Origin of the sequence: Plastoroseomonas hellenica, from assembly GCF_018129085.1 — a bacterium.
Taxonomy (GTDB): Bacteria; Pseudomonadota; Alphaproteobacteria; order Acetobacterales; family Acetobacteraceae; genus Plastoroseomonas; species Plastoroseomonas hellenica.
Window position 1 is genome coordinate 97,439 of the sequence record NZ_JAAGBB010000008.1, and the last position, 22,311, is coordinate 119,749.

Consider the following 22,311-nt stretch of genomic DNA (forward strand, 5'->3'; position numbering starts at 1 on the left):
GGCTGGCCCTCATGGCTTCAGGACGACTTTGATGCAGCTGTCCTGCTTGTCCCGGAACACCCGGTACATTTCTGGTCCGTCTTCGAGGCGGACCGTGTGAGTGATCACGAAGGACGGGTCGATCTGCCCTTCTTCGATGCGGCGCAGCAGATCGTCCGTCCACCGGTTCACATGCGTCTGGCCCATTCGGAAGGTCAGACCCTTGTTCATGGCCATACCCAGCGGAAGCTTGTCGACCAAGCCGCTGTAGACGCCTGGCACAGAGATCACGCCGGCGGGCCGGCACACATAGATCATCTCGCGGAGCACGTGCGGCCGGTCATTCTCCAGCATCAGCATCTGCTTGGCGCGATCGAGGACGCTATCCGGCTGGGCCGGACTGACATGCGCCTCCAGCCCCACGGCATCGATGCATTTGTCGGGACCCTTGCCGTCGGTGAGATCGTTGAGGCGACCAACGACGCTGTCCTGCATGAAATCGATCGTGATGGCGCCCGCCGCCTCCGCCATCGAAAGCCGCTCGGGCAGATGGTCGATGGCGACCACCGTCCTCGCGCCGAGCAGCATCGCGCTGCGGATCGCCATCTGCCCGACCGGCCCGCAGCCCCAGATTGCGACGATGTCCGTGGGGGCGATGTCGCACTGTGCGGCAGCTTGCCAGCCGGTCGGGAGGATATCGCCAAGAAAAAGGGCCTGTTCGTCGCTGAGCTGCGGGGGGACCTTGATGTGCGTCGCGTCCGCGAAGGGGACGCGGAGATACTCAGCCTGCCCGCCAGGATATCCGCCGGTCAGATGGGTGTATCCGAACAGGCCGGCGGTCGTGTGCCCGAACACCTTGTCAGCGAGCGCCTTCTTGCGGTTCGTGCGTTCGCAGACCGAGAAGTTGCCGCGCTTGCACTGATCACACTCGCCGCAGATGATCGTGAATGGCACGACGATGCGGTCGCCCTTTCGCAGGGCGTTCTTCGCGGTGGAACCGACCTCCACCACCTCGCCCATCATCTCATGGCCCATGATGTCGCCCGGCAGCATCGCCGGGATCAGGTTATGGAAGAGGTGAAGATCCGAGCCACAGATCGCGCAGCTCGTCACCTTGATGATGGCGTCGCGCGGATCCTCAATTTCCGGGTCGGACACCCTGTCGCACCGGATGTCCTGCTTCCCGTGCCAGACAAGCGCTTTCATGCAGCCTCCGGTGGGCCGTACAGGGCGGCCCATGACCAAAATGGGAGGAAGCCGCCTGCCACCTTGCGCGGGCCAGCGGAGTGGATTGGGGGGCGGCTCCTTGACCGCTTCCCAACGTCGGCGAGTGAAGGCGGTTTCTGATCCGAGAAGCGCGACAGGCCACGTCGCGGCACTGCGATTCGAGCTGTCTATCTTGCCGGTGCCGAGCTCCGGCGCTGTACGAGGAACGCTTTCGCTGCGTGACGCGCGAGCGCATGGCAGGACGGCTGTGAAGCGTACACGCGCAATTCACAAGCTTGACCGCTGGTGGTCGGGTGCCGACGCTGGCGTCGCGGTACTTGGCGTGAGCCGATCGCACGCTGTACGTCCGCGAGCCCCGGGGGTCACCACCGACGTCTGGCAGGGCCGGCATGCCGGCCCTGCCGAGGTGAGAGGAGCGCGTCTGTTTACTTCGCCGTGCAGCGGGTCGGTGCAGGCAACTGCCACCACGGCGCCCGGCGTTGTCTCGGCATGCAGACAAAAAGAAACCTCAAGGCGGCGCTCGCGGTGGAACCGGAGAGCCTCCTGGCTGCCCGCCTCGCCGAGCAATTGGCGCACGATGGCGGTCTCATCTACGTCACACGGAGCGAAGCGCGCGCACGCCGCCTCGCCCTCGCGGCACGCACGCTGGCGCCGGACGCCATCGCCGTCCGGCTGCCGGGCTGGGACTGCTTGCCCTATGATCGCGCCTCACCATCCCGGCAGGTGATGGGCAAGCGGATGGCTGCGCTGCTTAACCTCTCTGCGCCGACCGGGCAGCCCCGGCTGCTGATAGCGAGCGCCACGGCAGCCATGCAGCGCTTGCCGCCGCCCGCATACCGGGATGTCCTCGTGCTGCGACGTGGCGAGGTGCTCGACCTTGCTGCGGCTGAGACGAGGCTCCGTCGCATGGGCTACCTCTTCGATGATCGCGTTGATCAGCCCGGCGAGGCAGCAGCGCGGGAGACCATTCTGGACGTTCACCTGCCCGAGGATGCGCTGCCGTGTCGCGTCGAGGTCGCAGGGGGGCATATCGCCTCGATCCGCCGGTACGACCCGTTCACGCAGCGAAGCGTCGTCGAGATCGAGGTGGCTGTGATCTACCCGGCCTCCGAGCTCGTGCTCCCGGAGGGATCGGACGTGACGCATGCACCGGGGATTGAACACTCGCTCGGCGCCTTCCACGATCCGCTTGGGACCATCTTCGACTTGCTGCCCGGGGCGGTTGTTGTGTTGGAGGCGGAGGTCGCGTCCATTCGGGCGGAGCGCACGGCGGAAATCGAGGATGCGTATCGCCTCAGAGCGACGGTGCCGGGCGAGGTGTCGCGACCGCCGACACCGCCGCGCAAGCTTCATCTGCTCGGCGAGGACTGGGACGCGGCGGTCGGATCGCGTCGTGCGACGGTGCTGGACGAGGTAGCGGAGGACGTTGCCGCCGGCGTGCCGGACCTCCTGCAGACGAACGACCCGGAGCAGGCCTTCGTTGATCTGCTCAGCAGCCGGCTCGATGCCGGCAGTCGCGTCGCCCTATCGGGCGGCACGGATCGCGGCACCCGCTCGCTTCTGCGCTTGGCCCGGGAGAGGCTGCAGCTCCAGGCAAAACCGGTCGCAGGCTGGCGTGCGCTGATCGCTGCGCCACCCGGCACCTTCGGCCTGCTGGAAGGTCGACTGGACGCGGGCTTCGCGACGGAGGACGCCGCGGTGATCGCTCCCACCGATGTCTTCCCCGCGCATGGTCCTCGTGGGGAGACGGAGGGCTGGCGCGCGCTGCCCTTTGAGGGCGGGCTGCAGCTTGGCGATGCGGTCATCCATCTCGACCGTGGGATCGGCGCGTTGCGAGGCGTGGAGCCGGTTACAATCGGAGAGGCAATGCTTGATTGCCTGCGGGTCGAATATGCGGGTGGCGCGACGGAGCTTGTCCCGCTCGACCAGATGGATCGGATCTGGCGCTATGGTGGGAATGCGGATGGGGTGACGCTCGACCGGTTGGGCGGGGAGGCTTGGCCGAAGCGCCGGGCCGAGGTCGAGGCGCAGCTCGCGAAAAGCGCCGAGGCGCTGACATCGCTCGTGGCGGAGCGCGCGCGGCGGCGAGCGCCGGTTCTGAAGGCCCCCCGCGCTGCGTTGGATCGAATTGCGGCGCGGTTTCCGCATCTGCTCACAGACGACCAGCGCGCTGCCATTGCCGCCGTGATGCGGGATCTGGCCTCCGGCCGCCCCATGAGCCGCCTGATCTGTGGCGATGTGGGCTTCGGAAAGACGGAGGTCGCGTTGCGTGCTGCCGCGGTGGCGACGCTTGCCGGTCGGCAGGTCGCGCTGCTGGCGCCGACAACGGTTCTGGTACGCCAGCATCTTGAGACCTTTCGGCGCCGTTTCGCAGGGCTGCGTGCCGGTGGCGAGGAGATCCGGGTGGAGAGTCTCTCGCGGCTGACCAGTCCCGCGGCAGCGAAGGCGGTAAAGGCCGGCCTCCGCGAGGGGAGCGTCCAAATCGTGATCGGGACCCAGGCCCTTGCTGGCAGGGAGGTGCACTTCCATGACCTCGCCTTGATCATCATCGACGAGGAGCAGCACTTCGGCGCGCGCCAAAAGGCAATGTTGCGCCGCTTGGCAGGGGACGGCCATGTACTGACGATGACCGCAACGCCGATCCCCCGCAGCCTGCAGGCGGCGATGATCGGGCTCGAAGATCTCTCCGTCATCACGACGCCGCCGCCAGGGCGGCAGCCGACGCGGACGGTTCATCAGCCGATCGGAGACGCCGTGCTGCGCCAGGCACTGGGACGGGAGCACCGGCGCGGCGGGCAGAGTTTCGTGGTCTGCACGCGGATCGACGACCTGCCGGACATGCGCGCCCGCATCGCGCGTTTGCTGCCCGAGCTTGAGGTCATTGAGGCGCATGGAGAGCTGCCGCCGGAGGAGATCGACACGGCGATGGTGCGCTTCGCAGGAGGGCAGGGTGACGTCTTGCTTTCGACGAACATCGTCGAGGCCGGCTTGGACGTTCCCCGGGCCAACACGATGCTGGTGTGGCGTGCCGATCGCTTTGGTCTCGGCCAGCTGCATCAGCTCCGGGGTCGGGTCGGCCGCGGGCGCGTGCGCGGATCGATCATCCTCCTGACGGATCCGGAAAGCCCGCCTTCCACCTTGACCATGAAGCGCTTGAAGGCACTCGAGGAGCTTGACCGGGTGGGCGCTGGCTTCGCGATCAGTGCCCGCGACTTGGATCTTCGCGGCGCCGGGGAATTGCTGGGCGAAAGCCAGGCCGGGCACCTGTCCCTGATTGGGGTCGAACTTTACCAGCACCTTTTGGAGCGCGCGATGCGCGTGGCGCGTGGGGAGCAGGTAACGGAGGAGTGGATGCCGGAGCTCGCGATCGGGGTCTCCGCTGGCTTTCCGCGCGACTACGTGAGCGAGGAGACGCTGCGGGTAGAGCTGCACGGTCGGCTGGCGCGTATCCTACGCCGGGGCGAGCTGGCGTCGCTGACCGCGTTCGAGGAGGAGATCGAAGACCGCTTTGGCGTGCTGCCGGAAGCGGTTACGAACCTGTTGACACTCTGCCGCCTCAGGGCCCGGTGTCGGCGCCTCGACATCGCACGCCTGGAGGTAGGGCCGGCTGGCGCTGCGGCGACGTTCCGAGGGGATCCGCCTCGCGTTGCGCCGCCCCTCGAGATCCGTGGCGGCCGGGTTCTGCTGTCCGGAAGCGATCCGAAGACAGACCTGCTCGAGGCGGCGCTGAGCTTCCTCCGCGAGCTGCAGCGCCAATGCCGGGAACCCATCCCCCAACGATGATCAACGCGAAGCCGGCCCGCTCCGCCTCACACCACCCGCGGCCGCGCGATCCCCCTCGGCTGGGGAGCCACACCTACCTCTGTCCCGCGCAATCTGCCGTGGGTCGGCACGCAGCACAGCTTGCAGAGATCTTCGGCCCATAGGCCGTCACACTGCATCGGATTGGGGTTTCGGGGCGGCGGCAGATGTCATCCTGCGCCGGCGACCCGGCGCGGTGTCAGCCGACGCCGGCGCTGCTGTTGCCGTGGGGGCTGCGCAAGATCCGGGTCACCCGCCTGCCCAACTGATCAATGGAGAACGGCTTCTGCATGACCTCGATTCCAGGCGCCAGGAACCCGGCCTCATCGCCTGCATCCCGCGTGTAGGCCGTCATCAGCAGAACCGGCATATCGGGGCGGATCTGCCGCGCGATCTCGGCGATCTGCCGCCCGTTCAGCCCTGGCAGGCCCACGTCGCTAATCAGCAGGTCCAGATGGCGACGCGACTGCAGGATGGGCACGGCCTCCTTGCCGCTCGCCGTTTCGATGGTCCGATATCCAAGCTCCCGGAGAGCATCCAGCATCAGCCGCAACACCGCCGGATCATCCTCGACCACAAGCACGATCTCGCCGCTGCCCGTGATCGCCGTCGGCATCTCCGGTGTCGCCTCGCCTTCGGAGCCGCCATCGTGGCGGGGCAGGTAAAGCCGGATCTTCGTGCCGCGCCCTTCCTGGCTTTCGATCGCAACATGTCCGCGCGACTGCTGGACGAACCCATAGATCATCGACAGGCCAAGGCCTGTGCCCTGGCCCACCGGCTTTGTGGTGTAGAATGGGTCAAAAGCCTTGGCGAGGACTTCCGGAGGCATGCCCAGACCGGTGTCCGTCACCAGGATTTCGACGAATTCCCCGGGCTGCGCCTGATCGCTTCCGGCCAGATCCGCCTCCGAGAGAGACGCATTGCGGGCGGCGATGGTCAGTCGCCCGCCGTCGGGCATGGCATCGCGGGCGTTGATCGCCAGGTTGAGGATGGCGCTTTCCAGTTGGCTTTCATCGGCCAAGGTGGTCCAGAGTTCGAAGGGCGTATCGATATGCAGCTCAACCTGCTCCCCAAGGGTTCGCCGGAGCAGGTCCTGCATGGAGCCGATCAGGGTGCCGACATCGAGCGGTTGATTGTCGAGTGCCTGGCGTCGGGAGAAGGCGAGCAGCCGGTGAGTCAATGCCGCCGCGCGCTGCCCGGACTGCATCGACGCTTCGAGGAGCCGGTCGACGTCCTCGAGCCGACCCTGCGCCAGCAGCATCCTGGCCATGTCAATGCCGCCCATGACGCCGGTCAGCATGTTGTTGAAGTCATGTGCCAAGCCACCGGTCAGCTGTCCGACTGCCTCCATCTTCTGGCTATGGCGCAACTGCTCCTCGAGCAACTTGCGCTGGGTGACATCGCGACCGATGCCGTAGATCGTCTCGCCATCCGACATGCCGGTCCAGTTGATCCAGCGATGGCTGCCGTCCTTCGCCCGCAATCGTGTGTCAAAGGCGGCCACCGGCTCACCGCGTGCTAACGCTTCCAGCCGCGTGCGCGCAAGCGGGAGATCGTCCGCATGGATCAGGCATTCCATCGATCGGCCGACGAGCTCCGCTTCATCATGGCCCAGCACACGTTTCCAGGCCGGGTTGACGGCTCGCTGCGTGCCATCCGGCTCGATGATGTTCAAGAGATCGCCGGAGAGGTTCCAGATGCGGTCCCGCTCCTGTGTTCGGGCCTCGACACGCTCCTCGAGGGTCTCGGTCAGAAGCCGCAGCGCCGCTTCGGACCGCTTGGAGGCTGTGATGTCGTAGATGACCCCGATGAAGGAGACACCGCCCCTGTCCGCAGGCCGGTACTCGCCCCGCGAGGCGAGCCACCGTTCCTCCCCAGTGTCGGCGCGATGGATGCGGAATTCATGGAAGGCCGTCCCGAGTGCGCCGCTGCCGTCACGCCCCTGGATAATCGGCGGGTCGTCCGGATGCACGACGGAATTGATGGTCCGCACGGGGAGGCTTTTGGCGGTGTGCAGCCCCAATAGACGGCAGAACTCGTCAGAGACGTCAGCAGTGCCATAGCCACTCAGGTACTCGAAGGAGCCGACGCCGCCCGCCGTCTGCGCGATGCGCAGCCTCTCCTCGAGCCGCTTCTGCTCGGTGACATCCGTAAGCCTGCCGGCGAAGCGCGTTGGCGTGTCTGTCTCGTCGAAATACGTGCGGCCGCGCGCCGACACCCAGCGCACCTCACCATCTAGCAGGACCCGATAGTCGCGCGCGAAGACTTCCGCACCGCGCAGTGCGCCCGCCACGGCGATGCGCAGGCGCAGGCGATCCTGCTCCAGCACCGGTTCGAAGAAGGCCGATGCCGGCAAGCCTGCCGCGGCGGCGGCGGGATCGAGACCGTAGAGGCTGGCGAAGCGCGCGTCCGCGACCAGCAGCCGCGATGCGATATCCCAGTTCCAGGCGCCGACCGCGCCGGACATGTCGCCATTGGTGGGCGGAAGTGGAGCGGCGTCGGCCATGATCACATAGCGTCGCCGATGACGCGGGCGATGAACTCTGCGATCAGGCCACGCAACGCCTCTATGGAGGGCAGATCCATCAGCATGGCGATATAGCCTCGAATCTCGCGGTCGTTGATCGCGAAGTTGATGTAGAGGAACAGCACGACCGCGTCTTCGCTGTTCGAAAGCGTCAGATCGAACAGCGCGGAGCCGTCACCGCGGACGACCTCCGGCAGGGACATCGTCAGCGGCTTCTGCAGCATGTTGGCCATGGTCGCCAGGCAGCTGTTGAGCACGACATTGCCGGTTTCCGCGAGTGCCTCGTCCTCCAGCTCCGCCGCGTCCTCGGCAGACAGGGACCCGGCGGTCACCGACCGCACCAGTGCCATGCTGTTGGATTCCGGGAAGATGAGCAGGGCGCGGCCGGAGAATACTCCGGCGAAATCCTGGCGCACCGCGATCAGCGCGCCGCTCTCGCGCTCCCGGATGAGTGTCGTCGCGCCCCGGCGGGTGACAACCTCCACTGCAGGGACGGAGAGCAGGACCTGCTCTCCAGCCATCTTCCGCAGGCTCACCGCCGCGCGGCTGACCCCGATATTGACCAGCTCGGTCAGGGCATCCCGCTCCAGATCGTCGAGTGGGACGATGAGGGAGGTCATGCGCGTGGTGACCGCAGGCGCAGGGCGGCGCCAGAGACGAACCCGCGCAGCCCGTCCTCCGTGACCGGCTTCGGCACGAAGCTCGCGTTCGCCGCGCGCGCCCGCGCGATGATCTCATCCTGCAGATTGGCGGTCGCGACGGCGATCGGCATTTCGGGAAAACGCTCCCGCAACTCCTCGGCCAATGAGAGCCCGTCCCGGCCGGGCATATTGTAGTCGAGGATTGCAACATCGACAGTTTCAGATGCGACCTTTGCCAGCGCTTCCTCCGCATTTGACGCCTCGATCCGGCGCCATTCAGGCTGCAACGCAGCCACGGCCTTGCTCAGAACGATCCTGGCAAGCTTGCTGTCGTCGACAATCAGAACCGTCGTACCCATCAACTCCATCTCCAACCGGCCGCCACAGGCGGTCTTCCGACTATATCGGGCGCTGCCCTCGCTGTCTCTCGCCCGCCAGGAGCGGCAAGATCAGGTCGCGCAGCACCGGATCGCTCGGGGTGCCAACGACCTTCGGCGCGAAGGCGAGCAGGGCCTGCACGACGGCCGCGTGCAGCCCCTCGCAGTCGCCGAGGTCCACGGTCAGGCCAGGCGTGGCGTGGAGCAGGCTGGCAAGCGGCTCAGCATCTTCTACCCGGCAGCGGCCTTGCAGGCGGATAGTTGCGCCGTCCCGGGTGACCGTCACGAGAGCAGCTCCGCCAAATCCAGCACCAGCAGGACGCTGCCATCGGGCATCAGGGTGCTGCCCGCCAGCCCCGGCGCGCCGGACAGCAGGCCGTCCAGCGGCCGCAGCGCCGCGTCCATCCGGCCGACGATGGCATCGACCGCGAAACCCACCAGCTCGCCGCCCACCCATGCGATGACAACGCGTTCGGCGCCTCCCCGCGGTGCCAGTGCCCCTTGGCTGCTACCGCCGACCAGTTCCCGAAGGATGACCAGCGGCACGACCTGATCGCGGAACTGGAAGGCTTGGCGCGAGCGCATGACGACCAGGCGATCGGCCGCGATCCGAGCGGTCTCCACAACCGAATCCAGGGCAAGGCCGTAGCGCTCGCCGCCGCAGGTGACGACCATGAGCTTGGTCAAGATCATCGTCATCGGCAGCACGAAGCGCACGATCGTGCCGCGGCCCGGCTCGCCAGACAGGGTCACCTTGCCGCCCAGCCGCGCAGCGGCCGCGCGCACCACGTCCATCCCGACGCCGCGTCCAGACACCGCATTGACGGTGGTGGCCGTCGACAAGCCGGGGACGAAAATGAGATCCACCGCGTCGCGGTCATCCAGGGCATCGGCGGCATCGCGGCCAAGAACGCCCCGGGCGACTGCAAGGTTGCGGATTCGCGCCGGGTCTATGCCCGCGCCATCGTCCGCGACCTCGATCACCACCTGGTCCCCGGCGGCCCGCGCGGTGACACGGACGAGGCCCGCCTCGGGCTTGCCCGCAGCGCGGCGCCGCTCCACCGGCTCCACACCGTGGTCCAGCGCGTTGCGCAGCACATGCAGCAGCGGATCGAAGAGGCCGTCCACGATTGTCTTGTCCACCTCGATCTCCTGTCCCTCGAGCTCGAGCCGGACGGACTTGCCCAGCGCGCCGGCGGTCTCCCGCGCCAGCCGTGGAAAGCGCGCAAAGAGCGGCGCCAGCGGCGCCAGCCTGACCTTGCCGACCGCGGCGTGAAGATCGCCGACCAAGCGGTCGAGCTGAGCCTGGCGGCTGCGCAGTGCCTGGCCCAAGGTATGCCCGCCCGGCAAGGCCTCCGCTGCTATCGCGAGGTCGACCAGGCCATTTTTCGCCGTCACCAGCTCGTCCGCCAGAATGCCGAGGTGATCGATGCGTGCCGCGTCGACGCGCAGCGTGCGCCGGGTCGTCATGCCACCCGCCGGCGCGCCGGGTTCGGCAGCGGTCAGCTCGGCGAGCTCGACCTGATCGGCGACGAGGCGGAATGCCGCCTCGATCTCCCCCCGCGGGGCGGCGGAGACGGCTTCGATCACCAGATTGCACGCGAAGGGGTCGTAGTGCTCAAGTTCGCCCCAGGCGTCGCGCGGTGCGATCGAGAGCGCTATGAGCTGAGGCGTCGCCGCGACGATCGCCACCGGATCGTCGCCCGCAAAGTAGCAATCCACCCGCGGGGTGTAGCGGATCGCCGTGCCGGACAGCCCCGTGAACGCTGCTGAAAGCTGCCAGTCTGGCACTGCCGGCAGCTGGGCCTCGGCTTGGTCCAGGGCCGGTGCCGCATCCCTCATCCTGGCTTGGATCGCACGTCCGGCAGCATCGGCATCGGCCGGCAGGGCGCCATCGCCCTCCAGGGCGTCCAGCCAACGATCGACCTGGTCCACGGCCTCGAGTACCCGCGCGAAATCCTCGGCATGGCCGGGTCGGCCGGCGCGGATCGCCGCCAGCAATTCCTCCGCCGCGTGCAGCATCGCCCCCATCGGCTGCAGGTCGAAGAGGCCGGTCGAGCCCTTGAGGGTGTGGATGGCGCGGAAGCAGCCATCGAGGGCCGCCACGTCGTCGGGCCTCGCGATCAGCATTGCAAGGTCGCGGCTCGCCTCCGCGACCAGCTCGCGACCCTCGACCAGGAATTGGACCATGAGCTCCTGGCTCATGGTGCGCCGGGCCTTTGGTAGACGGTCGCATCATCGAAGCGGCGCAGGGTGAAGCCGCCGCCGATCCGGCCCATCGATTCCGTGTGACCGAGGCAGAGATAGCCGCCGGGCGCCAGGCGGTCGAAGAGATTGCGGGCCGCGACCAGACGTGATTCGTCATCGAAGTAGATGAGCACGTTGCGGCAGAAGATGACGTCGAAGGTGCCCTGGTCAGCCAGGCTTGCCGCGTCGACGAGGTTTGCCTGGCCGAAGCTGACGGATTCCCGCAGGTCCTCGATGATCTGCCAGAAGCCGGGCCCGGCGGGTTCGAAATAGCTCTCCAGCAGGTTTGGCGGCAGCCGCGCCAGGGCGCGGCCGCCGTACAGGCCGAGCCGGGCCGCTTCGAGCACGCGGGTATCGATGTCTGATCCGATGATTTCGATATTGTAAGCGTCGACCAAGCGCCAATTCTCGAGGAGCCAGATGGCGATCGAATAGGCTTCTTCCCCAGTCGAGCAGGGCGCCGACCAGATTCGGATCTTTTCGCCCGGCCGGCGTCCAGCGATCAGATCCGGCAGCAGCGAGCGGCCCAGACAGGCCAGTTGATGCTCTTCGCGGTAGAAATAGGTCTCGTTGATCGTGAACGCGTTGATCAGCGTCTCCCGCTCATCCGCATCCGAGCGCAGCAAGGCGAAATAGGCCGCGAAATCCGGGCAGCCGGTCGCGGCGAGACGGTCGCTCAGGCGGCGTTCGATATAATAGCGCTTGCTCTCGCCGAAGAGCATGCCGGTCTGGCGGTAGAGGAACGCGCTCAGACGCTGCAGGTCCTCGGCGGTCAGGCTGGTGGCGTCGGCGCTTGGCATCACACCGGAGCCAGCGCCATCAGTCGGGCGGCAATCGCATCCAGCGGCGCCACCTGCTCGGCGCCGCCCATCCGCACGAGCTCGCCGGGCATGCCCCACACCACCGCCGTCTCCTCCGCCTCGGCGATCGTGCGGCCGCCGGCGATCCGGAGCGCGGCCATGGATGCGGCGCCATCATTGCCCATACCGGTCATCAGCACGCCAACGAGCCGGGCTGGCGGCAGTTGCGCCATTGCGCTGGCCACCAGCCGGTCGACGCTCGGGTGCCACCGATGCGCGGGGCTGGCCGGCGCCGGCAGCACGATCGGGCCGGCGGCGCGCCGGCTGACCGTCATGTCGGCGTCACCCCGGGCAACATAGACGTTGCCGGGATGAAGTGGCGTGGGCCCGGCGACCTCGACCACGCGCAAGGCGCAAATCGTGTCCAGGCGCCGTGCCAGCGAGGCGGTGAAGGCGGCCGGCATGTGCTGCGCCACCAGAACCGGCCAGGGGAAGCTCCCGGGCAGTGCCGTCAGCACGGCCTCCAGGGCCGGTGGGCCACCCGTCGATGTGCCGATGATCACGGCACCGGCGAGGTCGCCGGGGCGCGTTGGGTGATCGGCGATCACGGGCGGCGGTGCGGGTGCGAAGGCGGGCAATGCGGCGCGCCGCGCGCGCAGGCGCTCGGCAAGCCGGTGCGACCGCGGCACGCGCGACGCGGCGGCCGCTCGCACCTTGTCGAGGAGGACCGGCGCAAGCTCGTCGAGCGCGAGCGATACCGTCCTGTCTGGCTTGGGCACGAAATCGAACGCGCCGAGTTGCAGCGCCTCCAATGTGGCATCGGCACCGTCGGCTGTCAGGGAAGAGACCATGAGAACCGCGCAGGGGCGCTCGACCATGATCCGATCGAGGCAGCGGAGCCCATCCATCCGTGGCATCTGCACGTCCAGCGTGACCACGTCGGGCCGGAAGGCGTGGAGCTTCGCCAGCGCCTCCACCCCGTCGCGAGCGAACTCCACCACGTATCCGCCCGCCTCTTGGAAGAGCTGACCCATAACCCGACGCATCAGGGCGGAATCATCGACGATCAGCAGCTTGATCACGAGGGCCCAGACGCTGCGAGATCGCGCAGCAAATCTGATTCCGCGCGATTGAGCAGCGCGGTGGGATCGATGAGCAAAATCAGGTCGCCATCGCGTTCGAGGGGGATAGCGCGGTCGAACAGGGCGCCGTCGTCGGACAGCGCCGGTGCCGGCAGCAGCGCCGAGGCTTCGACCTCCAGGATTCGCGTGACGGCGTCCACGGCGAAGCCCACCTGCAGCGCGCCGATGGTGATCACCACGACGCGGCCATCGGTGGCCGCGGCAGGTGCTTCATCGACCGCCACTGCGAAGCGCTGACGCTGGTCGATGACCGGGATGACGCGGCCGCGCAAGTTCATCACGCCCTGCACATAGGCCGGCGCCTTCGGCAGACGGCTGAGCGTCTCGGGCAGGCGGGTCACCTCGTCCACCGCACCGATGGGCAGGCCATAGACTTCACGACCCAGCCGAATCACCACGAAACGCTCCCGCGCCGCGGCCGCAGCCATGCCGGACATGCTCTCCTCCTCGCCATGGTCCGCATCAGTCATTAGGCGCGCCACGCGCTCGTCGGCCAGGACGCGCTCTGGCGCCAGGATGGCAACCAGGCCGCGGCCGTCGACCAGGCGCAGCACGGCGTCGACGCGGGCCTCGCCGGCGCCGCTGTTGAACAGGCTGGGGGCGGGCCCGATGCGATTCGGCGCCGCGCGCAGGATTCCGCTGATCCGGTCAACGACGAGCGCCAGGCGTTCACTCCCAATCCGGATGATCACCGCCCGCTCGGTCCCGAGTGCGCGCCGCTCCGGCAGGCCCAGCAAGGCGCGCAGCGCGACGGCCGGCAGCACCTTGTCACGGAAGCTGAAGACCCCGAGCAGCACTTCGTCGGTATGCGGCAGCGCGGCGAGCGCGGAAGGCAGCGCCAGGACCTCGGCCACGGCGTCCAGCCGCAGCGCATAATCCTGATCCGCGAGGGTGAAGGCGAGAAAGGCCAATTCCTGGGCCTCGCCCCCGGCTGCCGCCCGGACCTCGGCGCGATCCTGCGCGGTGCGGACGAAGCCCCGGCGTGCGGCGAAGCGCTCCTGCAGCGCGGTGTCGAGATCGAGCCACCGGGCGCCGGTCTCGTCGAGTTGCAGGCGGCCATCGGCTGGTACCGGGCCGGCGCCCTCGATGGCCTGCAGCGCCTCGACGCTGTCGACTGCTAGGCCGATCCGGGGATCGCGGCGCAAGACCACGACGCGCTCGGCGCTGCCTGCAGGGTCTCCGGCCGCGAGCAGGCGGCTGAGCGACACCACCGGCAGGATCGTGCCGCGGAGATGGGTGACGCCGAGCAGGCAGGGTGGGCCACTCGGCACCCGGGTGATGCGTGGTGCGCGGATCACCTCGGCGACGCCGCTGGCCGCGAGAGCGATGCGCGTGCCCCGTGCGGTCACCGTCAGCCGATGCGCCGCCCCGCCGGGCACCGCGTCAGCCCTCCGCCGGGCGCTGCAACTCGTTTGCGAGCAGCGCAATTTCCTCAATGGCGGCGGCCAGGTCCTCGGCACCCTGAGATTGCTGACGCGCGGCGCTGGCCGCCTGTGTTGCCGCCTGGCTTGCCTCTTCCGCCGCGGCGGCGATCTGGCGGACGCCGGCGGTGACCTGGGCGCTGGAAGCGAGGACGTCCTTCGCCCCCTTGGCGATGTCCTCGGACCCGGAGCGGAGCGACTGCGCATCGGCCATGACCGCGTCGAGCCGCGCCTCGATCGCGCGGTTCCTCTCGAGTTCCGCCTCGGCCAGGACCGATACCTGCTCGACGTCGCGACGGACCTTTCCGATCTGGACGATGATGGCGGTCACGATGGCCTTGACTGCGTCGGCATTCGTCGAGGCATCGCGCGCAAGCGTGCGGATATCGCCCGACACCACCGCGAAGCCGCGGCCGCCATCCCCGGCGCGGGCCGCTTCGACGGCGCCGCTGGTGGCCAGCATCGTGGTCTGAACGGCGATGAGCCCGAGACCATCTACGATGCGTCCGATGCCGGCCGCCTGATCTTCTAGCGTCTCGATGAGTTCCTGAACCGCGGCATTGCCGGCCACAGCCACGGTCACTCCCTCGGCCAGGGCACCGATCGCTTGCCGGCCGCCAGCGAGGAGGGTCTGCATGTCGCGGACACGGGCGGCATTCCCAGCGGCTCGGGCACTGGATTGCTGCGCTGCCTTCTCGATCTGAACCATGGCGGCGCTGGCCTGCTGCGTGGCTGCCGCCTGAATCTGGGCGCCCCGGCTGATCTGGTCGACCGCAACCAGGATTTCGTTGGCGGCACCAGACAGCTCCTGCACGGTCGCCGACAGTTCCTCGGCGGCGGCGGCGGCCGCTTCGCCACCGCTCGCTCCACCGGCCGCCCCGCTCTCTAGCGTCTCCGTCAATCGGGCCAGGGCGGTCGCCGCCACCTGGCTCTGCTCCAGCGCCTGGCTCTGCTGCTGCACGGAGCGCTGCGCTTCGGCGGCGGCGGCGGCCTGCTCCTCGGCGGCACTCGACACGCTTTGCGCGCTGCGCCCTGTCTCGGCCGCAGCGCTTAGCGCTTCTACGGCGGCGATGAGGATTTTCTGGCTCTCCTCGCCCAGGACAGCCATGTCCGCACGGATCGTTGCCAGCGTTTCGCTGAGCTTCGCCGCGGCAGCTGCTTCCGCTCCAGCGACGCTCGCGGCTTGCCGCAGGCGGCCGGCGACGTCGCGGACCGAACCGGAGATGCCGTCGGCCAGGTCCTGGATCTCATGCGAGCGCTTTTCGGCCGTCTCCGCCAGCGCCCGCACCTCGTCGGCGACGACCGCAAACCCGCGCCCGCCCTCACCGGCGCGGGCTGCCTCGATGGCGGCATTGAGGGCCAGGAGATTGGTCTGGTCGGCGATGTCGGTGACGCTGCGCGTGATCTCACCGATCCGCGCGACGTGGCCCTCCAGCGCCTCGACGCGCTGGACCGTCGCCAACTGGCGGTTGGCATGGGCGCCCACCGCCCGCACCGACGCATCGATCGCGTCGCCGGATTGCGCAAGCTGGATCTGCAGGGACTCGGTGCGCTGGCGGGATGCCTCTGCCATGTCGCGGGCCTGCTCGAAGGTACCGGTCATGGCGACCACCGCGGCCAGCGACTCATGGGCCGCGCCCGCCGCCTCCTCAGCGCCGCTGGCGATCAAGCCAAGGCCCCGCTGCAGTTCCTCCACGGCGCTCGCGGCTTCGGTGATGCCCCCCGCCAGTTCCAGACTCGCTGCAGCCATGCGTTCCGCCGCGGTCTCCCGCCGGCTGGTAGCCTTGTCGGCGTTTGGTCGCCTCGGCGTCGCCGCCGGCTGACCTGGCTTGTCCGGCGGCGACCTGCGCTGCCTCGGTCTGGCCGCGAGCGTGGATTTCTTCACAAGCGGCATTTGGCTTCCGATACATGCGACCGAGGCCGCGAGTTGCAGCGACGCTTCGCCCCGCCTCGCCCGCGGTGGCTCGGGGCCGACCTTACCGAATCGCCTCGATCTCGGTAATCCCGGGCGAAAGCCGATGCAACCCGAGCTACAAGTGTGGCGTTAGGTGTCGGGGAATACCTCCCCGACAGGCCAATCTCTCTCGCGCGGACCGCCCGATCCCGGCCCAGGGGGCGTCGCAGATGCAAATTGGCCAGGAGCTTTCAAGCCCATGCCGCCGGTCTTCCACGCCGAGCCCGCCCTGGGCAAGCCGGCAAGGTCCCCTCGCACCATCCTCCTGGTCGACGACGAGGCGCTTATCATTTTAGCGTCCGCGATGATCCTCAAGCAGACGGGGTACAGGGTATTCGAAGAACACTCGGGCGCGCGCGCCCTGTCCTTGCTTCGGGGGGAGGAGCCGGTAGACTTGCTCATCACCGATTTTTCCATGCCGGGTATGGATGGCGGGCAGCTTGCCCGTGCGTCCAAGGAGCTGCGTCCCGATCTGCCGGTCCTGATCACTAGCGGCTACATGAACTCTACTCTTGATATTGGAATCAGCCACCACACGCTCCGGAAGCCCTACTTGTTGAATCAGCTCCTCGAAGCCATCGAGAAGATCATTGGCAAGCCTCAGGAGTGATTGAAGGCGCGGTCCTGCCAGCCGCCTCTGCGTTGCCCGATGTGGAAGCTGCGCTTTGGACGAGCAAGAAAGGCCGAGCGGTTGGCAGTGCGTTGGTCTGCAGATGCGGTCCTGGTGAAGAAGCCTCGCCGAGGCACGCAGCGGCCACCGTGGGGGGCACCTCGGCGGCCGAGCGCAGGATCTCCGTCAGACTAACGCGAGGTATTGGCGACCGCCGATGGGCGGTTGCACCGACATTGGCCTTGTCCATCGGGCGATGTGGAAAATGACGCGCGTCGGCACCCGGCAATGTCGTTCGGCCAGCACGAGGGCGGCCACCGCCTACCCATCAATCGTGGACGGTTCTACGCGCCGGTAACTCCAAATGCAGCGCGAGCCGCCCGACGCGTCGTGCAGTCGAACCTCGGCCTCGCCGCGTGCGCCTCGGGTCAGGCTTGCGTCGGCGATGGCGATTGCAATCGCCTCGTCTTTCGAGGCGTGGGCGGAGTGCAGGGCGCCATTTCGAAGTACCTTCCAGCCGGCGGGATCCTCAACGACTGCGAAACTGGCGATGTCAGACATGTTGCTCTCCGGCCTGGGCTACACAGGCGCTCCCGAAGCGATCGGGTCGCGCACGGCCCTATCGTCACCACCCTTCGTTAAGGGATTCCTGAGCCTGTCTGGAGCTGCGACGCGCTTGCCTCTGCCGATGCGAGCGCCGCTTGGCCCGGCCGGCGCCAAACCGCTGCGGCGCCGGCCAGTGCGACCCAGCAGAGTGCGTCACAAGAACCTAGCTCAGGTATCGCTTCGGACGTGCCCTGCCTATGCGATCGCCTGGTGGGCCGATGCTTTACACTGCAACGACCGGATCGGGTTCTTCCGATAGCAGCGGGCACGACGCTGCCGTGCCACCCTCTCAGCGCACTGATCCCATCGGCACCGTGTCGGGCGCCGCAACGACACGGTTCCGCCCAGACTGCTTCGCGCGATAGAGCGAGGCGTCCGCCGCGGCTACAAGCGCTACCGGCGTGCAATCCGGTGCCGGCCATGGACAGGCAGTCGCCACCCCGATGCTGACTGTAACAACGCCTGCCGGTGGATTGGCCTCATGCGGGAGTGCCAAGGTCTCAATGTGAGCTCGAAGCCCTTCAGCCAGGAGCCCTGCATCCGCAGCGCCGGTCTTCGGAAGAAGGATCGCGAACTCCTCGCCGCCGTAGCGCGCGACCACATCCGCGGGGCGGCGCCCGATCTCGGCCGCGGCGTCCGCCAGCCTCTGCAGACAGGCGTCCCCTGCGAGATGCCCATAGGAGTCATTGAACAGTTTGAACCGGTCGGCATCGATGAGAAGCAGGGAGAGCGGAGCTTCATTCCGACGCGCGCGGTGCCACTCCCGGTCCAGAGCCTCGTCGAAGACCCGGCGGTTGGCCAAGTCAGTCAGGGCGTCGGTACGCGCCAGCGCAGTCAACCGCGCTTCAGCAAGCTTGCGGTCCGTGACGTCGCGGGCAACCGTCACGTAGCCCTCCGGCTTCCCGGTGGCGTCGTTCAGGAGGGGCCGGGCCGACGCTTCGATCCAAACCTGTTCTCCGTCGGGGCGCAGGATCCGGGCTTCGAACGTGATGGTTCGTTCACCGCGCCAGAGACGGCGAAACGAGTTTTGAACGAAAGTGCGGTCTTCCGGTGCGACGTCGTCGAGTGCGGCGCGCCCCATCAGCTCTTCCAGTGGGCGAGCGAAGATCTCGGCCGCCGCCGGTGAGACGTAGAGCCGCCTCCCCACCAGGTCGATATGGGAGACCATGTCGCTGGAGTTCTCGGCAAGCAGTCGGAAGGACGTCTCGCTCCGGCGCGTTGCGAGCTCCGCATCCTTGCGGCGGGCCAGCTCTCGGTGGAGACGGATCACCATGGTCAGCATCGCGATCACCAGGATGCCCGTGAGGCCGCTGATGAGAGCCGCCTTGCGCCACCAGGAATCGTAGATATCACTCACCGCCAGAGCGACATTGAATATGAGCGGTGCGCCGTCGAGATGGCGGTAGGTGTAGAATCGCTCAACCCCGTCGATTGCGGCGACGGCTAGGAACTGTCCGGATCGCGCCAACTGCATTTGTCGCACCGGCCCAGCGCTTCCGAGATCCCGGCCAAGCAAGCGAGCATCAGCCGGGTTGCGCGCGAGGACGACACCGTCCTCTCGAATCAGCGTCATCGTGCCGCGTGATCCCAGACGCATTCCTTCGAACGCCGCCTGCAAGTCCTGGACTTGAACCGCTGCGAGCACCACTCCAGCGAAATTGCCGTTCGGGTATGACAGTCGGCGGCTAACCCCAATCGTCCACAAGCGATCCACCAAGCGGCTTGGGTAGGGCGCGCTGATGAAGAGGCCGACGTCGGGTCGATCACGGTGAGCCGCGAAAACGTCCTGCTCCGAAAAGTTGACGGTGGTCGGTAAGATATGCTGCCGGGTGTCGAACATGGCGTCGCCGTGCTCGTCCAGGATCACAACAGCGTCCAGGTACCTGGATGAACTGAGACGCTCGAGCACGAGGGCCTCGCGGAGATCAGCGGAAGAGTGCTCGAAGCCGGTTCTCGCCATGAGGCCCGCCACGGCGCGCAGCGTCAAATCAATGGCTCTGATTTCGGAGGACAGGTCGCGCTCGACGGCGAGGGTGAGGTTGGCCGACGCGTCGCGCACCCGATCCCAAGCATCCTGGCGGACATCGAGAAGTACCGCGGCCACCGTGAGGAAGACGCCAGCCGCGAGAAGCGCGCCGGTTATCATGACCCTGCCGCGGGCTCGGGCGAGCCACGCCGCGATGGACTTGATCGACCTCAGGCTTTCCTCCGCGCGCGGTTTTGGTCCTGGCGCTACTGTGTCTTCCGGACCGGGCAGCCTACCGGCGCTCATGTTAAGCGCGGGTCAAGACAGGACGCTGGATCGGGACGGATCTGTGCCTAACGCGTCACGACAACTCGCGATTTCGGCTTCAGTGTCAACGTCGCTGGGCCGGATGAGGCGCCGCTCGAAGGACGTCGTGCCTGCCCTCATGGACTGGCACTGCCTGCGCGATCTCTGGCGAGAGCCGCCAACGGTGGGGCCCTGTCGAACAGGAACACCTCGGCGAACTCGGCCGGCGGCAACGCGCGGCCGAACAGATATCCTTGGCCTTCGTCACACCCCTCCTCTCGCAGGCGATCGCGCTGCGCGACGGTTTCGATGCCCTCCGCGGTCGTGGCCAAGCCAAAACTTCTGGCCAGGTCCAGAATGGCGCGGACGACGTTGGCGTCTGGCCCGGCGTTCATCACAGTCTGGACAAAGCTGCGGTCGATCTTCAGGCGCGAGAGGGGGTAGCGCTTGAGCAAGCTGAGCGATGCGTGTCCTGTCCCAAAGTCGTCGAAGGCGATGCCGACGCCGTGTCGCTGCAGCTCTAGCAGAGAGTCGAGCGTCGCCTCATCTTGGTTCAAGACCGTGTTCTCGGTGATCTCGAGCTCCAGGCAGGCAGCCGGAAGGCTTCTCCGCGTCAGTGCGGCGATGACGGTTTCCGCGAGGCTTCCAACCTGGAACTGCGCCTGGAACAAATTCACTGCGATGCGCAGGTCCGGCGCGGCAAGGTCGCGCCATGCGCGTGCCTGGGCGCACGCCGTATCAAGCATCCATTCCCCGACGATCGCGGCGAGCGGTCCAGCCTCAAGGGCCGGAAGGAAGGCGGCGGGAGAAAGCAGGCCACGCTGCGGGTGCTGCCAGCGAATGAGCGCCTCGGCGCCGGCGAGCGCGCCGTCGCTGAGGCGGAATTGCGGTTGGAAGTGGAGGCGAAGCTCGTTGTTCTCCACCGCTCGATGGAGGTCGACGGCAAATTGCCGATGCGAGACCGCTTCCATGCGCAGCGTCGGCAGGAAGACAAAGCTGCGGCGCTTGCCGCTTCCCTTGGCGTGGGCCAGGGCGAGTTCCGCGTTGCCGATGAGCTCGAGGGCGTCTTCCGCGTGCAGCGGCCCCATAGCGATGCCCGAGCTGGACGCAAGGCGGATCTCGTGGCCGGCCACCATGAACGGATCCGCAATGCGCACCGTCAGCGTGTCCGCCACGCCTCTGGCGTGCTCGGGGCTCGGCGCGTCCGGAAGCACGATGCCGAACTCGTCGCCACCAATCCTGGCCAGCACGTCGGCGGGGCTGACCGCATGGCGCAGGCGTCGTGCCACTTCGCGGAGCACTTCGTCTCCGATGGCGCGGCCGAGTGCGGAGTTGAGCGCCTTGAAGCCATCAAGCCCGACGACAACGAGGGCGGCTGAGCGCGCCGCCGCCAACATCTGTTCGAGGCTGACCTGCAAGGAGGCGCGGTTTGCCAGCCCCGTAAGATGATCCGAGCTGTTGAGGCGGCGGAGCTCCCGTGCATGCTCCTGGCGCTCGGTCGTGTCCCGCAGGGTGGCGCTGTAGCGTTGCTGGCCCTGCTCCTGCCAGCGGAATGGCGTAAGCTCGAGCGTGAACTCCTCGCCACCTTTCCGCAGACCGCGCAACTCGCGGCGCTCCAGAGCGACTGCGGGAGACTTCTCGCGACGAAGAAGCTCCCGCAGCATGGCTTGCAGCGCGGGTTGGTCTGGGCCGGCCACCAACATGGCGACCGGAGAGCCGATCATGTCCGCCGGCAGATAGCCGTGCAGCTCTGCTGCCGCCTCGTTCAGCGCCAGCACCGTGCCAACCTCATCGAAGCAGATCACGGGCGCCGGGAGATGACTCGGCATGCTGGCGATGTGAGGCTGGTTTTGCTGCGCGAGTATCGTCAGGCGCTGCACCTCGAGCCGGTCGCTCGCAAGGCGCGCCAGTTCGCGCAGGCGGTCCTGGTCCTCGGTGGTGAAATCGTCGCGGGGTTTCGTGTCCACGACGCAGAGCGCGCCTATGGCGTGACCGCAGCTGGAGCGCAGGGGGACGCCCGCGTAGAACCGGAGCGATGCCGCGCCCGTCACCAGGGGGTTGTCCTGGAAGCGCTCGTCCAGCGCTGCGTCCGGGACGACCATGACGCCACGCTCGGTGATGGCGTGCGCGCAGAAGGATACGTCCCGACGCATATCAAGCGTACCGAGCTCCGCGCCTGTGCTTGCCGCAAAGAAGACGTGGTCGCTGCCGACGATGTTCACGGCGGAGATTGGCATGTTGAAGGCGCGAGCAGCTACTCTCACCACCGGGTCGAGGCTCGGCATAGGGCGGTCGGCGCTCAGGCCGTACTCCGAAAGGGCGCGGAGGCGCTCCGATTCTTCCGGGAGTGCCGGTGGGCACTTCATGTTCAGCTCTCTCCCTGGTAGCCGCAGTCGCCGTTCGCTCGTTTTGGCGCGCAGCACCGAACCTGCGAGCTCGCAGAGGGTTTCGGTACTCGGACCCGTGTTACAGTCGCCCGAGTTGGCGTCGCCCGCTAATCACCTGCGAGCCGTCCCGTCGGAGACTGGCAGCTCGGTCATACCTTTGAAACGATAGCGAATGGTGAACCGCTCGCGTCTCATCGAGACTACGTACAGAACTCGGGCGCCGCGCTGACAATTGAAAGAGGCGCACTAGGAGGAGGCAGTATTGGTACCAGAGCCGCATTGCACCCGTTACGACGACGGGTCTACTCCGGCGTGATGAG

General features: G+C 67.5%; 15 protein-coding genes. 2 read left to right on the forward strand and 13 right to left on the reverse strand.

Features of this window, described 5'->3' with window-relative positions; all coding sequences use genetic code 11:
• Positions 1 to 9: 9 nt before the first annotated feature.
• The gene (locus GXW71_RS08725; protein ID WP_211852097.1) at positions 10 to 1,185 is read right to left on the reverse strand and encodes a zinc-dependent alcohol dehydrogenase; all 1,176 of its coding nucleotides are present in this window, start codon (positions 1,183 to 1,185) and stop codon (positions 10 to 12) included.
• 456 nt (positions 1,186 to 1,641) lie between these two features.
• Between GXW71_RS08725 and GXW71_RS08730 the strand changes: the two genes are divergently transcribed.
• Complete coding sequence (locus tag GXW71_RS08730; RefSeq protein WP_211852098.1) at positions 1,642 to 4,989, forward strand: DEAD/DEAH box helicase; 3,348 nt, start codon at positions 1,642 to 1,644, stop codon at positions 4,987 to 4,989.
• A gap of 217 nt (positions 4,990 to 5,206) precedes the next feature.
• Here the strand turns inward: GXW71_RS08730 and GXW71_RS08735 are convergent, their stop codons facing one another.
• From GXW71_RS08735 to GXW71_RS08775, 9 genes are read right to left on the reverse strand one after another with little or no spacing between them, the layout of a single operon-like run.
• Positions 5,207 to 7,513, reverse strand: a complete 2,307-nt coding sequence (locus tag GXW71_RS08735; RefSeq protein WP_211852099.1) for a hybrid sensor histidine kinase/response regulator — start codon at positions 7,511 to 7,513, stop codon at positions 5,207 to 5,209.
• A gap of 2 nt (positions 7,514 to 7,515) precedes the next feature.
• Positions 7,516 to 8,154 carry a chemotaxis protein CheC gene (locus GXW71_RS08740; protein ID WP_211852100.1) on the reverse strand — a complete coding sequence of 213 codons (639 nt, stop codon included), beginning with the start codon at positions 8,152 to 8,154 and terminating at the stop codon, positions 7,516 to 7,518.
• Positions 8,151 to 8,534 (reverse strand): response regulator transcription factor, encoded by a 384-nt coding sequence (locus tag GXW71_RS08745; protein WP_211852101.1) that lies wholly within the window; start codon positions 8,532 to 8,534, stop codon positions 8,151 to 8,153. Before GXW71_RS08745 ends, GXW71_RS08740 begins: the two co-directional genes overlap by 4 nt.
• A gap of 40 nt (positions 8,535 to 8,574) precedes the next feature.
• Positions 8,575 to 8,838 (reverse strand): hypothetical protein, encoded by a 264-nt coding sequence (locus GXW71_RS08750; RefSeq protein WP_211852102.1) that lies wholly within the window; start codon positions 8,836 to 8,838, stop codon positions 8,575 to 8,577.
• Positions 8,835 to 10,757, reverse strand: a complete 1,923-nt coding sequence (locus GXW71_RS08755) for a chemotaxis protein CheA (protein ID WP_211852103.1) — start codon at positions 10,755 to 10,757, stop codon at positions 8,835 to 8,837. The genes GXW71_RS08750 and GXW71_RS08755 overlap by 4 nt, the downstream gene beginning before the upstream one ends.
• Positions 10,754 to 11,599: a CheR family methyltransferase gene (locus tag GXW71_RS08760; protein WP_211852104.1), complete on the reverse strand. Its 846-nt coding sequence runs from the start codon at positions 11,597 to 11,599 to the stop codon at positions 10,754 to 10,756. The genes GXW71_RS08755 and GXW71_RS08760 overlap by 4 nt, the downstream gene beginning before the upstream one ends.
• Positions 11,599 to 12,681: a chemotaxis-specific protein-glutamate methyltransferase CheB gene (gene cheB, locus GXW71_RS08765; protein ID WP_211852105.1), complete on the reverse strand. Its 1,083-nt coding sequence runs from the start codon at positions 12,679 to 12,681 to the stop codon at positions 11,599 to 11,601. The genes GXW71_RS08760 and cheB overlap by 1 nt, the downstream gene beginning before the upstream one ends.
• Complete coding sequence (locus tag GXW71_RS08770; RefSeq protein ID WP_211852106.1) at positions 12,678 to 14,120, reverse strand: chemotaxis protein CheW; 1,443 nt, start codon at positions 14,118 to 14,120, stop codon at positions 12,678 to 12,680. The genes cheB and GXW71_RS08770 overlap by 4 nt, the downstream gene beginning before the upstream one ends.
• Positions 14,121 to 14,124: 4 nt before the next feature.
• The gene (locus GXW71_RS08775; RefSeq protein ID WP_246526394.1) at positions 14,125 to 15,912 is read right to left on the reverse strand and encodes a methyl-accepting chemotaxis protein; all 1,788 of its coding nucleotides are present in this window, start codon (positions 15,910 to 15,912) and stop codon (positions 14,125 to 14,127) included.
• Between the two features lie 403 nt (positions 15,913 to 16,315).
• Here GXW71_RS08775 and GXW71_RS08780 point away from each other — a divergent pair, with 403 nt between their 5' ends.
• Positions 16,316 to 16,726: a response regulator gene (locus tag GXW71_RS08780; protein ID WP_211852108.1), complete on the forward strand. Its 411-nt coding sequence runs from the start codon at positions 16,316 to 16,318 to the stop codon at positions 16,724 to 16,726.
• Between the two features lie 321 nt (positions 16,727 to 17,047).
• Here GXW71_RS08780 and GXW71_RS08785 read toward each other — a convergent pair whose 3' ends face one another.
• The 3 genes from GXW71_RS08785 to GXW71_RS08795 form a co-directional block, all read right to left on the reverse strand.
• The gene (locus GXW71_RS08785) at positions 17,048 to 17,287 is read right to left on the reverse strand and encodes a hypothetical protein (RefSeq protein WP_211852109.1); all 240 of its coding nucleotides are present in this window, start codon (positions 17,285 to 17,287) and stop codon (positions 17,048 to 17,050) included.
• A 334-nt stretch (positions 17,288 to 17,621) separates the two neighbouring features.
• Complete coding sequence (locus GXW71_RS08790; RefSeq protein ID WP_211852110.1) at positions 17,622 to 19,478, reverse strand: diguanylate cyclase domain-containing protein; 1,857 nt, start codon at positions 19,476 to 19,478, stop codon at positions 17,622 to 17,624.
• A 263-nt stretch (positions 19,479 to 19,741) separates the two neighbouring features.
• Positions 19,742 to 21,970, reverse strand: coding sequence for a putative bifunctional diguanylate cyclase/phosphodiesterase (locus GXW71_RS08795; protein ID WP_211852111.1), 2,229 nt, complete (start codon positions 21,968 to 21,970; stop codon positions 19,742 to 19,744).
• Positions 21,971 to 22,311 lie beyond the last annotated feature (341 nt).